Raw genomic sequence first — 12,896 nt, 5'->3', positions numbered from 1 at the left:
CTTCGCTGGCATTAAGGCAAGTGTACAAAACACATCACATAATCAGGCTGTCATGATCAGTACATTACCTTTAAAAAATTAATCAATTATATGTTATTGCTTTGCGGTCCAGTATTGTGCTTTCAACAGTGATAGTGTGTTAGAATACGCCGCTAATTTTTTAGACCAAAGGTGGCCGCCATGAGACTGTTATACGATGCCTTAACCTTCGATGATGTATTGTTGGTTCCTGATTATTCAGACATTCTTCCCAAAGATGTTGATCTGTCTACCCAACTTACTCGCAACATCAAACTTAATATCCCTGTGGTGTCAGCCGCTATGGACACAGTGACTGAAGCCCGTTTGGCCATCGCCATGGCACAACTGGGTGGCATTGGCGTGATTCATAAAAACATGAGCATTGAAGAACAATGTGCTGAGGTCATTAAGGTTAAAAAATTCGAATCAGGTGTCATCAAAGATCCTATCACAGTCAATCCCATGACCACCATCCGTGAAGTATTGGATATCACACGCAAACACCGCATTTCCGGTGTGCCTGTGGTAGATGGTGATGAATTGGTTGGTATAGTGACCAGTCGCGACATGCGTTTTGAGACCGTCTTAGATGATCCGGTGAAAAATATCATGACCCGAAAAAATGATTTGGTGACTGTTGGTGAAGATGCTGAGGCCAAAGAAGTGCTGAAACTTTTTCATGAAAACCGCATTGAAAAGGTTTTGGTGGTCAATGATGCTTTTCAACTCAAGGGCCTGATCACAGTCAAAGACATTCAAAAATCTCAAGATTTTCCTTTGGCTGTTAAAGATGAAAGTGAACAATTAAGGGTGGCTGCTGCGGTAGGTCCAGGCGGCGACTCAGTGGCTCGTGTTGATGCGCTGGTCAAAGCTGGAGTTGATGTGTTGGTGGTTGATACGGCGCATGGACATTCAAAAGGTGTTATAGATCGTGTCAGGACCATCAAACAACAATACCCTGATGTGGACATTATTGCTGGCAACATCACTACTGGTAAAGCGGCTCTGGCGCTGGTAGAGGCCGGTGTGGATGCGGTCAAAGTGGGTGTTGGCCCTGGTTCAATTTGTACCACCAGAATTGTAGCTGGTGTGGGTGTGCCACAAATCTCGGCCATTGATGACGTGGCCAAAGCACTGGCGGGAACAGATGTACCTTTGATTGCTGATGGCGGTGTCAGGTATTCAGGTGATTTGGCTAAAGCTGTTGTTGCTGGTGCATCTACTATCATGATGGGAGGTATGTTTGCTGGTACTGAAGAATCTCCTGGAGAAGTTGAACTGTATCAAGGCAGAACCTTCAAATCATACCGCGGAATGGGTTCTTTGGGCGCTATGGATAAAGGCTCTAAAGACCGTTATTTTCAAGATGAAGTGGATGCCGAAAAATTAGTCCCTGAAGGTATTGAAGGTCGCGTGGCGTTCAAAGGTGCTTTGGCACCAGTGGTACATCAATTGATGGGTGGTTTGCGTGCCTCAATGGGCTATGTGGGTTGTAAGAACATCGAAGAAATGAAAACCAAACCGCAAATGGTCAGAATCACTAATTCGGGTGTCAAAGAATCGCATGTGCATGATGTTCACATCACCAAAGAAGCACCCAATTACCGCACCAGAACATAACTCACAGGACATATGATGGATATCAAGCAAAGCAAAATACTGATTTTAGACTATGGTTCGCAGTACACCCAATTGATTGCCCGTCGCGTCAGGGAACTGGATGTTTACTGTGAAATATACGCCTGGGACGCAGCCACTGCTGACATTAAAGCCTTTGACCCTGAAGGCATCATTCTTTCCGGTGGTCCCGAATCAGTGCATATGGAAAATGCCCCGACATTGAATGAGGTGGTGATTGAATTGGGTGTCCCCGTTTTGGGAATCTGCTACGGCATGCAACTTTTGAACCAATACTATGGTGGGGTGGTTGAGGGCTCAGAAGACAAAGAGTTCGGCTATGCTCAAGTCAATGTAACTGGATCGTCTGACTTGTTTTCACAAGTCAATAAAACAACCATGGATGTGTGGATGAGTCATGGTGATAAGGTCAAGTCTTTGGCTGATTCATTCCATCCCATTGCGCATACTTCATCGACACCTTTTGCTGCCTGTCAGCACCAGGAGTTGCCGATTTATGGCGTACAATTTCACCCAGAAGTGGAGCATACCGCTGATGGTCGTGAAATTTTATCCCAGTTTGTTCATGCCATTTGTGGCTGTGAAAATCTGTGGAAAACCGATAACATCATTGATACTCATGTAGAAAACATCAAACAATTAGTTGGCGATGAAAAAGTCTTGCTGGGACTGTCTGGAGGAGTGGATTCATCTGTAGTGGCTGCTTTGTTACACAAAGCCATAGGCAAGCAGTTGGTTTGTGTGTTTGTTGATACCGGTTTGCTGCGTTTTGAAGAAGGAGATCAGGTGATGCAAACCATGGCTGATAAAATGGACATCAATGTTATCCGTGTTAACGCCCAAGACATGTACTTCAAGGCCTTGGCAGGTGAATCAGATCCTGAGAAAAAGCGTAAAATTATTGGTGAACTATTTATCCGTATTTTTGAACAGCAAGCCAAAGAACTGGATGACATTCAATGGCTGGCACAGGGTACCATTTACCCAGATGTAATCGAATCAGCAGCGTCCAGCACAGGCAAAGCACACGTCATTAAATCGCATCATAATGTGGGTGGCCTGCCAGCAGACTTGGCATTAAAGCTGATCGAGCCCTTGAAAGACTTATTTAAAGATGAAGTGCGTAAATTGGGAGTCAATTTAGGTTTGGCACCTGAAATGGTTTATCGCCACCCGTTCCCAGGACCAGGTTTGGGCGTACGCATCCTGGGTGAGGTTAAAGCAGAATACGCCGATGTTTTGGCCCGCGCTGATCACATATTTATTGAAGAACTGCGGAATCATAACCTCTATGACAAAACCAGTCAGGCATTCGCGGTGTTTTTACCAGTTAAATCAGTAGGGGTTGTCGGTGACGCTCGTCGATATGAATACGTGATTGCATTACGAGCGGTGGAAACCATTGATTTCATGACCGCGCGATGGGCGCATTTACCGTATGAATTCATTGATTTAGTATCACGCAGGATTATCAATGAGATAGATAAGGTTTCTCGAGTGGTTTATGATGTTTCAAGTAAGCCGCCTGCCACCATTGAATGGGAATAAGCAACCCTCAAAGTGATGAACAGTTCATGCTTGCTGCATTGGCACAAGCGAAAGCCGCTGCGCAAGCGGATGAGGTGCCTGTGGGTGCAGTGGTGGTTCATGACAATCAGATCATTGCCCGAGCTCACAACCAAGTCATTACTTTGAATGATCCTACAGCTCACGCAGAAGTATTGGCCTTGCGTCAAGCCGCAAAAGCAATTGGCAATTACCGATTAATCGATTGTGAGTTATTTGTTACCCTTGAACCTTGTAGCATGTGCGCTGGCGCTTGTGTTCATGCTCGATTGAAAAGGTTGGTTTATGGTGCCAGTGATACTAAAACTGGGGTGATAGAGAGTGTTGAATCGCATCTGCTTAAACCTTTCAATAACCACATAATCAATGCCACCGGAGGTGTGTTAGCTGCAGCGTGTGGAGAGATTATCAGTGACTTCTTTAGCCAGAAAAGAAGCGAAAAGAAGGCCGCTTCATTGACCAATAAAAACCAAATAAGTCATTAAGTTATGAACCACATGTGCCAGCATGGGGATCCACAAGCTTTTGGCACGAGCCAACAACCAGGCATAGAGCAGTCCAGCAAAAAAAAGGCTGATGAATGCTGGCCAACTCCAATGTATCAAAGCAAAAAAGCCGGCGGAAAACGATGCGGCAATAACGGAATTAAGACGCATATTGAGCTGGTTAAACACAACTCCTCTGAACAGTATTTCTTCAAAAGCCGGCGCTAACAAAACTGTACTGATCAATACACTCAGCGGCAGGTAGTCCATGTTGTTGCTTTGCCAAGTTTTGATTGCAACACTGGAATCTATTTGCCAAAGTTCATGCATCATCCAATGATCGAATCCCCAATACAAGACAGCTACAGCAACAGCAATAAGTACCCAAGTCCAGTCTGGCGCTTTTAGAAGCAGCGGATTTTTGATCTGGTTGGTGAATTTTTTAACTAACAAAACAACCAGCAACAGGGAGCTGCCATGAATCAAAAGATTGGGTGTCACAGTGCTATCTAAGGGATACATGCCCAACAGAGCTAGCCATAGAACCAGCCAAATCATTGGCGCGCCAATAACCAAACACAGTTGTGTACCACTTAATCGGAATGCGTTTCCGGTGGGTATTTCAGACAAGTTCAAATATTAACGGCTGCTTGCGCCGATATAGGGTTGGGTGTTTGGATTGTTGGCGGCACTGAGGTTGCGTTGGTAGCGGGCATATAAAATTTTGACCCGCCGCACGTATTCTTGGGTTTCAGGAAAAGGTGGAATGGTTCGACCATACCTTTCAACCGCGGTTTCACCCGAATTGTAGGCCGCTAAATATACATCCATGGTGCTGTAGGTATTCTTTAAATGACGCAAATAAGCAGCGCCACCATTGATGTTCTGTGCTGGGTTATAAGGATTAGTTACTTGATAGGTTTTTTGGGTCAGTGGCATCAATTGCATCAGTCCTTGGGCGCCAGCAGAGGAAACGGCTTGTGGTTTAAATGCCGATTCAGCATGAATGACGGCTTTCAATAAAGCTGGATTCAAATCATGTTTTTCTGCTGCGGTATAAATTTCTTGAGTAAATTTGCCTAAAATTAATGGTGTGGTCTGCCAATTGACGGCGTTTCGCCAAGCCGAACATTCAGGGCATCTGACATTCATGATTGAATAGGATTTACCGGCAGGCTTTTTAGATGAATAGTGTATAATTCCATCTTTATCAACATGCTTATAGACTTTTAAGTTTTTGGCGGCAAAAGTGTCACTGACTGAAAATAAAAAGACTGCGGCAACAAAAAAATAAAAACTGAATCGGCAAAGCATTGTCATTAATGGTTGTGTAATAAATTTATGATGAATCAAATTATAGTTAAATCAAAGGCTTTAAACAAACTGATAAAGCGAAATATAAGGACAGAACCAACAAAAACACTGGTTTTAGCCTGCCAATTGCTGCTTTTGACCCTTCTTTCTGGTTGTGGTTCACCTGGTGGGACAAAAATTGACGATGATTCATTCTTTAAATTAGAGAGTGATGTGGCAGCTGTGGTTAACTCACCTGTGGCAGATGCGGCACCTTTGGAAATAAAATTCATCAAAGAAAAGTTACAACTGGCGAAAAAGGCCAAAGCCGACCGCAAGCGAAAATTAGAGGCACAATACACCGCTCAAATATATGCCGATATTGAGGTTGCCAAACTCAGAGCAACTTTGAATCGCAAAAATAATGAACTGTTAGATAAACGTGATCAAGTTTCAGCCGCACAAGTCTACTTACTGGAATTGCAGGAGCGCTTACAATGAGAATAATATTTTTTGTGGTGATTTTTTTCAGTTTGATTCAGCCAACTATGGCTGCTAAGAAGAACCTCGAACTAGAAGCATTGCGCATTGAGTTTGATAATTTCATCACTGATGAGAAGTACAAACCTTATGCCAAAGGCGAAAAATCGACAGCCAAAACCGCCATAGAGGCACTTTACAATCAACGCGGAAAAGTTAAGGAACATGCTGTATACATGGCCAGAAATTCATTGATCAAAGCCCGCATGGTGGCTGAGTCTGAATATCTGGATGAACAACTCAGCACGGAAGATAAAAAGCTCAACGAGCTGAATATCGAGACCCTTAAAACTGAAGCAGCTGTGGCCAGGTTAGAAGCCGATCGTGCTCAATTGCAGTTGAGTTTAAGGGCGGAGGAAATAGAGCGAGAAAGGCTTGAAAAACAACGGGCTTTAGAATTAGCAGATCAAATAGCCAGTGAAAAGGAATTGACACAAGCAGAATTGGCTGCAGCACAAGAATATGCGCAAGCGCAGAAAAAAGTGGCAGACTTGGCCAAACAAGAGGCTGATTTGGCTTTTGAAGAAATTGATGCTTTGAGACGACAACTGGAATCTTTGGCTGCCAGAGAGACGGTAGATGGGTTGGTCATGACTTTGGGTGACTTTGTATTTGACTCAGCATCGGCCAACATCAAACAAGGTGCAGTGGATAATTTTACCAAAGTTTTGGATTTCATTGATGGATATCCAGAGCGCAACATTCGCATCGAAGGTCACACAGACTCATCTGGCAGTGATGCTTTTAATCTCAATCTATCACAGCAAAGGGCAGATGCGGTCAAGTCACTGTTGGTGGATTATGGTATCAATTCATCAAGGATAGAAGCCATCGGTATGGGCGAATCTTTACCTGTGGCAGATAACAACACCGAAGCAGGCAAAGCCAAAAATCGCCGGGTAGATATCATTATTTTGAATCAGTAAGGCTCATAACCTTATCTAAAATCACAATTATCGTGGGACATATATGCAAGTAGTTAATTCCGTGCTGGACCTCATTGGTCGCACCCCTATGGTCAAAGTCAATCATTTAGACACCGGCCTGTGTCATTTATACCTCAAGCTTGAGAACATGAATCCAGGTGGTTCAATCAAGGACCGCATCGGCATGTCGATGATCGATGAAGCTGAGAAAGCAGGGCACATCAAACCAGGAGATACCTTGGTTGAGGGCACTGCAGGAAACACAGGCATTGGCTTGGCTTTGGTTGCTGCTCAGAAAGGCTACAAGCTGATTCTGGTTATTCCAGATAAAATGAGTAAAGAGAAAATCTTTAATTTGAAGGCCATGGGTGCTGAAATTGTGCTGACGCGTTCAGATGTGGCCAAAGGACACCCACAATACTACCAGGATTTGGCTGCCACCATTGCTGAACAAACCCCAGGTGCCTATTTTATCAATCAATTTGCTAACCCCAACAACCCCAAGGCCCATTATCAAACCACCGCGCCTGAAATCTTTGAACAACTAGATGGTGATGTGGATGCCATTGTGTTCGGTGTGGGTTCAAGTGGTACGGTCACGGGCTTAAGTCAGTACGTGAAGGAGCACCATCCTGAGACAGAACTGATTTTGGCAGACCCGGTTGGTAGTATATTGGCTGAATACATCAATGAAGGCAACCTCAGTGAGGACAGTGGTAGCTGGAAAGTGGAGGGTATTGGAGAAGACTTTTTGCCCAGTATCAGTGATTTTTCTCATGTAACCAAAGCTTATGCCATCAGTGATGCTGAGAGTTTTGCAGCGGGCAGGGAACTGCTGTGCAAAGAAGGCATTTTGGGAGGTTCATCCACCGGTACCCTGATCCAATCTGCCTTGAATTATTGTCAGGAAGCCACAGAGCCCAAGAATGTGGTGGTCTTCGTTTGTGACACCGGCAACAAATACTTGTCTAAAATGTACAATGACTATTGGATGATGGACAACGGTTATATCCAAACTGAACAGCATGGAGATTTGCGTGATTTAATTTCCAGACCGTATCAATCCAACGACACCATCGTTATGCGTCCCAGTGAAAACTTGGCGACCGTGTATCAGCGCATGAAGCTGTACGATGTATCGCAAATGCCGGTGATGGACGGCGATGTGATTGTTGGCATCATCGATGAGTCCGATGTGTTGATGAAAGTTTTTGAAAATGCCGATGCTTTTGATGATACGGTTGAGTCTGCCATGACCAGTAACCTGGAATTTTTGAGCATCGACACACCACTGGAAAAACTGATGCCAATATTTGATGATGGTAAAGTGGCTATAGTCAAAGACAACAACCAATTTTTGGGCTTAATCACACGAATTGATTTGCTGAATTACCTGCGGCGGGTGGATGTGAATCAATAATATATTGAGTGTCTGGGTAAACTACTTATACCTATTTGACCATGTGCTCAGATAGGATTCAAATGAATCGCCCTAGACTTAATTAATCGACTGCAGTTTAAGCAGTTTAGATGGAACCAGTTCAGCGCAATGATTTCAGAAATGTTAAGCAATGTAACTGTATTTATCATTTAATAAGGAAAAATTATGCATAAAATAATTCTGGCTGTTGTTATCTTTTGTTTGACGTTGAGTTTCAACATTTGGGCAGAAGTCACCGATATTTCATTGCTTGAAATCAATAAAATAGGTGCTGAAAAAGTCACCGCAATCAAATCACACCCCAAAGTTGATTGGTGGGTTGAGATGGGCGATAAAATGATCGTTAGTTTCAATGACTCAACTGAAACCATGCCCTCTTATACACAGGTACTAGCAACTACGAAAAGCGTTGACTTGTCAGATCTGATGTTCAAAAGCAATGGGCATTGTTCAAGTAGTGACCCGGATGACACCAAACATGAGAACGCTGTCAAAAATAGCCATGACATACATGCCAAAGTAGAGCCAATCTTCAGAGGTGGTGGTCACCAATTAGTGGCAGCTGCAGGTTTCAGCGATAAAGTGAAGTTGGTCAGCCACAATGAATTTCGAGCATTTAAAAAAAATACTGTACTGAGTTATCAATTTGATAATCGCAACATCACAAAATCACAACAATCGGATACTTTGGCTGCCATGTTGAATCAGGTTGATGAAAACCGTTATTTTTCACAACTTGAGATTTTGGCCTCGCATGATCGCTTAACTGAAATGGGCATGGTAGGTGCTGGCGAATGGCTAGAAGGGCGATTCAATGATTTAGGTTTAAACACTTATAGAATTGATCCACATAATCATATCGGTTTTAATGTGTTAGCTTTTAAGCAAGGCGTAACTAAACCAGATGACTGGTATGTCGTCGGTGCGCACTTAGATTCTAGGAATGAAGATTTTAATTGGAACCGGCCGTCACCAGGTGCTGAAGACAACGCCTCTGGTTGTGCTGGTGTATTAGAAATTGCGAACGTCATCAGTAATTACGATACGGAATCTTCTATTTTGTTTGTTTGTTTCAATGCCGAAGAACGTGGCTTGTGGGGCAGTGCAGATGTGGTTACAGTATTAGGTGAAGCGGGTGATTTAGGTAAAGTGAAATTCATGCAAAACATGGATATGATTGCATCCAGAGCCAACACTGTCAGTTGGATGAATGCCGGAACAGACAAGGCTGAATACGTTCAATACGCAGAAATTCTTGCCGCCAATGGTAATTTATACACTGATATTGATTGGTATATAAATCCTAATGCTTGCTGTACTGATTTCAAAAGTTTCTCTGCGGCGAAAATCCCTTCAATTTCATCAACCATACCCATTGTAATGGACTATGAGCATTATCATACAACCACTGATTTGCCTATCCATCTGGACAAAGTCCAAGGGGCGGGTGTGGTTAAAGCGCACTTAGCAACATTGGTAGATTTGGTAGGCATTGAGCCAGATACTGGTTTCTCTGTTGTGCCGGCACACTCAGGCATGTGGTACAACCCAGATCAGTCTGGCCATGGTTTAACAATAGAGGTGTTGCCAGGGAATCGAATTTTATTGGTTTGGTATGTTTTTGATCAATTAGGTAATCAGATTTGGTTGGTTGGTGCTGGCGAGTATGATGGCAGTGTAGCTACCGTTGATGTCACCATCTCTGAACTGGGTCTGTTTCCACCAGAATTCAATACAGCTGATGTGAACTCAACTTTGTGGGGTACTTTACAAATTGAGTTCGATGGTTGTAACACCGCGATGTTCAGTTGGGCACCTGCCGAGGGTGTGGACTACTCAGCAGGTAGTATGCCTTTGACTCGATTGACTGCGATTGATGGCATGACTTGTAGCGAATAAATTCTTTTTAGTCAGCCTGATAAGTCATCTGGTTTATTGGGCTGGTGTTTATGTTTGCGGCTCCTTCGAGCATTATATGGTCGTGTTAGGTTCTTTATTGAGTTGCTTTTTGATGTAAAAAATCATAAATGGTTTTGGCCATTGTTTCACTGATGCCTTCGACTTTAGTGATGTCTTCCAAACTTGCTTTGTTCAAACCTTGTAAACCACCAAAATGTTTCAAAAGTTGGTTGCGGCGTTTTTCACCGATGCCAGGAATGTCCTCTAAGGTTGAGGTTGTGCGAGATTTCTTGTAGGCCTTGCGGTGTGATTTAATGGCAAAACGATGCGCTTCATCACGGATGAATTGAATCATCAATGACAACAAACCATGGCTTTCTGGTTTGATAAAGGTCTTCGACTCAGGTAGATATATGCGTTCTTCACCAGCAGTGCGGTTGTCATCTTTAGTTACCCCTATGACCCTTATCGAAGTGATCGCATGTTCTTCAAGTATCGCTATGGCTTGATTGACTTGTCCTTTACCACCATCAATGACAAAAGCATCAGGAAAGCCGAGTTTTCGTTTTTTGATTGAGGCCAAGCGTTTTTCAATGACCTGCCGCATTGCTGCATAATCATCGGCTGCTGTGATGTTTTCCATGATGTACTGTCGGTACATTTTTTTAACGGCGCCTTGGTCGTCAAAAACCACGCAAGAGGCACGTGTGTGTTCACCCATTTGGTGACTGATATCAAAACATTCAATTCTTTTCGGTTCGTCTTTGAAGCCCAATTCCTTTTGCCACAATGCCCATTTATTTTGCCAAGTTTGGTATTTGTTGGCCTTGATGATGAGGGCATTTCGCATGTTTTCTTCAGCTTGTTTGAGCAATTTAAGTTTGTTGCCCTTGGGTTTTGCTGTGATGAAAACTTTTTTGCCTTTGATGCTCGATAAGATGTCTGCCAATTCGCTTTTATTGCTGGGTTCTGTGTTACATAAAATGGCATCAGCAGTTATTTGGTTGTCATAAAACAAACCTATGAAAGCATACAAGAACTCATTGATAGACGTGCCCTTGGGCGTGGCTGGAAAGTGATTGCGATAACCCATGAATTGACCGTTGCGGACGGTGCCCACTGTCGCGATGTACATGTTGCCTTGTTGGCCAGCAACAACCATATCAAAATTATCATCAGGCTGCAGTTCGACAGTTTGCTTGGATTGAATCATCCTTATGGCTTTGATTTGGTCGCGAAAACTGGCCGCTTGTTCGTAATCTTGTTGTTCTGCTGCTTGTTCCATTCTTGCCATCAATGAATCAACCACTTGATTGGATTTACCTTCGATAAAATCAAAGGTGTATTTGAGTTGTTGTTGGTATTCTTCTTGAGTGACATAACCAACGCAAGGGGCCGTACAACGATTGATTTGATGTTGTAAGCAGGGTCTTGATCGGTTGTTAAATGTGCTGTTGTTACACTGCCTAACTTTGAATACTTTTTGTAAGAAATGTAGCGAATTTCGGACGTATGCCGCACTTGGGAATGGCCCAAAAAAACGTCCCTTGTTCTGTTTTTTACCCCGCCTGAATTCTAACAGTGGAAACTCATCAACACCCACTGAACAGTAAATATAAGGATAACTCTTACCGTCTTTTAACAGTACGTTGTATCTGGGATTGTGTTTTTTTATCAATTGGTTTTCTAACAACAGCGCTTCAGCCTCAGAACGGGTGATGTGAAAACTCATGTCTTTAATGGCAGCGACCAGGGCCATGGTTTTGTTGTCTTTGGCCTGACCAGTAAAGTAACTACCAACGCGGTTTTTTAATACCCGGGCTTTGCCCACATATATGACTTCATTATTGCCATCAAACATCTGGTAAACACCTGGTAGTTTGGGCAATTCTTTAACAAATTTTTTGTGGTCAAAAGGTTTCATTTTAGCTTATAGATTGGCCTCAACCCAGCCAGACTCCCCATCCTTATAATGTTCATTTTTCCAAATTGGAACACGTGCTTTGGTCTGATTGAGGATGTACTCACAAGCTTCGAAGGCAGCCTGGCGGTGATCAGCTGATACGCCGACCCAGATGGCCATATCACCAATTTTAAGTTGGCCCACGCGATGCGAACAACAGGCATGATTGATGGTAAATTTTTGTGCTGCCTCGGCCATGATTTGCAAACCCACTTCAGTGGCCAGTTTTTCATGAGCTTCATAATGCAATTCAAGCACAGCTTTGTTATTTTTTTTGTTGTCTAAATTGTGGTTTCTGACCCAGCCTTCAAAGCACACAAAGCCACCGCTGCGTGGATCCATAACCTGTTGCTTCAAACCCTCAGGGTCAATCTGTTTTGTGGTGATGCTGAACATTTAACCTCCAGCTGCAGGTGGGAAAAAACCCACAATATCATGTTGTTTCACTTCATCGTCCCAGTCAGCAAAGGTATCATTGAGTATGGGTTTTATACTTTCTGGGTTTATTTTAACTTGATGTAATTCACACAATAAATCAAATACGGTTTGTATGGTCGCAGGGTGGGGTATTGACTCAATTTCTATTGGCTCCGGACTGAATTGCTCTTTCAGTCTGCCGTAAAATTCTGTGGTTATTTTCATCTGCGTATGATGTCTGATTTACCACCACTTTTGGTGATTAATTGAGTGGCTGTGATTGTGATGTCATGACTCAGAGCCTTGCACATGTCGTAAATGGTCAAGGCAGCCACTGATGCACCTGTTAAAGCTTCCATTTCTATCCCTGTTTTGGCCGTCACTTTACATTGGCAGGTGATAAGCAGGTCCTTATCTTCAGTGGTAGTTATATCTATTTTACAACTCTCTAAAGGCAGCGGGTGGCAGAAAGGAATGAGCTCATGGGTTTTTTTGGCAGCCATCACGCCAGCAATGATGGCAGTTTGAAAGACTGGGCCTTTTTTACTGTGAATTTCATTGTCAGTAATGACCGCCTTTATTGCATCAGGCAATAAGACCAATGATTGTGCAGCGGCAGTTCTCATGGTGATTTTTTTATCACTGACATCAACCATGGTTGGGTTGTTATTGTTATCAATGTGACTCAGTTCATCTGTCATGCTGAT

General features: G+C 43.3%; 13 protein-coding genes. 7 read left to right on the top strand and 6 right to left on the bottom strand.

Annotated elements, in window-relative coordinates; all coding sequences use genetic code 11:
* The first annotated feature begins 180 nt into the window (after positions 1 to 180).
* The 3 genes from guaB to tadA are packed head-to-tail and all read left to right on the top strand — an operon-like array spanning position 181 to position 3,710.
* Positions 181 to 1,641 carry an IMP dehydrogenase gene (gene guaB / locus QNI24_RS07915; RefSeq protein WP_267176022.1) on the top strand — a complete coding sequence of 487 codons (1,461 nt, stop codon included), beginning with the start codon at positions 181 to 183 and terminating at the stop codon, positions 1,639 to 1,641.
* Between the two features lie 12 nt (positions 1,642 to 1,653).
* Positions 1,654 to 3,207 (top strand): glutamine-hydrolyzing GMP synthase, encoded by a 1,554-nt coding sequence (gene guaA, locus QNI24_RS07910; RefSeq protein ID WP_267176021.1) that lies wholly within the window; start codon positions 1,654 to 1,656, stop codon positions 3,205 to 3,207.
* Entirely contained in the window at positions 3,198 to 3,710 is a 513-nt protein-coding gene (tadA, locus tag QNI24_RS07905) for a tRNA adenosine(34) deaminase TadA (protein WP_267176020.1), read from the top strand. Before guaA ends, tadA begins: the two co-directional genes overlap by 10 nt.
* On the opposite strand, the gene QNI24_RS07900 is transcribed toward tadA, so the two are convergent.
* Positions 3,678 to 4,232, bottom strand: coding sequence for a CPBP family intramembrane glutamic endopeptidase (locus QNI24_RS07900; protein WP_267176019.1), 555 nt, complete (start codon positions 4,230 to 4,232; stop codon positions 3,678 to 3,680). The two genes, tadA and QNI24_RS07900, sit on opposite strands and share 33 nt — an antisense overlap.
* Positions 4,233 to 4,349: 117 nt before the next feature.
* The gene (locus tag QNI24_RS07895; RefSeq protein ID WP_267176018.1) at positions 4,350 to 5,030 is read right to left on the bottom strand and encodes a lytic transglycosylase domain-containing protein; all 681 of its coding nucleotides are present in this window, start codon (positions 5,028 to 5,030) and stop codon (positions 4,350 to 4,352) included.
* 129 nt (positions 5,031 to 5,159) lie between these two features.
* Between QNI24_RS07895 and QNI24_RS07890 the strand changes: the two genes are divergently transcribed.
* From QNI24_RS07890 to QNI24_RS07875, 4 genes are all read left to right on the top strand, one after another.
* On the top strand, positions 5,160 to 5,504 hold the full coding sequence (locus QNI24_RS07890) for a hypothetical protein (protein ID WP_267176017.1): 345 nt from the start codon (positions 5,160 to 5,162) through the stop codon (positions 5,502 to 5,504).
* Positions 5,501 to 6,469 (top strand): OmpA family protein, encoded by a 969-nt coding sequence (locus tag QNI24_RS07885; protein WP_267176016.1) that lies wholly within the window; start codon positions 5,501 to 5,503, stop codon positions 6,467 to 6,469. Before QNI24_RS07890 ends, QNI24_RS07885 begins: the two co-directional genes overlap by 4 nt.
* A 43-nt stretch (positions 6,470 to 6,512) precedes the next feature.
* Positions 6,513 to 7,889, top strand: coding sequence for a pyridoxal-phosphate dependent enzyme (locus tag QNI24_RS07880; RefSeq protein WP_267176015.1), 1,377 nt, complete (start codon positions 6,513 to 6,515; stop codon positions 7,887 to 7,889).
* 186 nt (positions 7,890 to 8,075) lie between these two features.
* Complete coding sequence (locus QNI24_RS07875) at positions 8,076 to 9,809, top strand: M28 family metallopeptidase (protein ID WP_267176014.1); 1,734 nt, start codon at positions 8,076 to 8,078, stop codon at positions 9,807 to 9,809.
* A 94-nt stretch (positions 9,810 to 9,903) separates the two neighbouring features.
* On the opposite strand, the gene uvrC is transcribed toward QNI24_RS07875, so the two are convergent.
* The 4 genes from uvrC to moaC are packed head-to-tail and all read right to left on the bottom strand — an operon-like array spanning position 9,904 to position 12,890.
* Positions 9,904 to 11,733, bottom strand: a complete 1,830-nt coding sequence (gene uvrC / locus QNI24_RS07870; RefSeq protein WP_267176013.1) for an excinuclease ABC subunit UvrC — start codon at positions 11,731 to 11,733, stop codon at positions 9,904 to 9,906.
* A 6-nt stretch (positions 11,734 to 11,739) separates the two neighbouring features.
* Positions 11,740 to 12,168, bottom strand: a complete 429-nt coding sequence (locus QNI24_RS07865) for a molybdenum cofactor biosynthesis protein MoaE (protein WP_267176012.1) — start codon at positions 12,166 to 12,168, stop codon at positions 11,740 to 11,742.
* Positions 12,169 to 12,414: a MoaD/ThiS family protein gene (locus QNI24_RS07860; protein WP_267176011.1), complete on the bottom strand. Its 246-nt coding sequence runs from the start codon at positions 12,412 to 12,414 to the stop codon at positions 12,169 to 12,171. It lies immediately after the preceding gene.
* Positions 12,411 to 12,890 (bottom strand): cyclic pyranopterin monophosphate synthase MoaC, encoded by a 480-nt coding sequence (moaC, locus tag QNI24_RS07855; RefSeq protein ID WP_267176010.1) that lies wholly within the window; start codon positions 12,888 to 12,890, stop codon positions 12,411 to 12,413. Before moaC ends, QNI24_RS07860 begins: the two co-directional genes overlap by 4 nt.
* Between the last annotated feature and the right edge of the window lie 6 nt (positions 12,891 to 12,896).

Source organism: Marinicella marina, assembly GCF_030065545.1.
In the GTDB taxonomy this organism is placed as follows: domain Bacteria; phylum Pseudomonadota; class Gammaproteobacteria; order Xanthomonadales; family Marinicellaceae; genus Marinicella; species Marinicella marina.
Note: the sequence above shows the minus strand (reverse complement) of the source record. Positions and strands in the feature narration are given on the sequence as shown.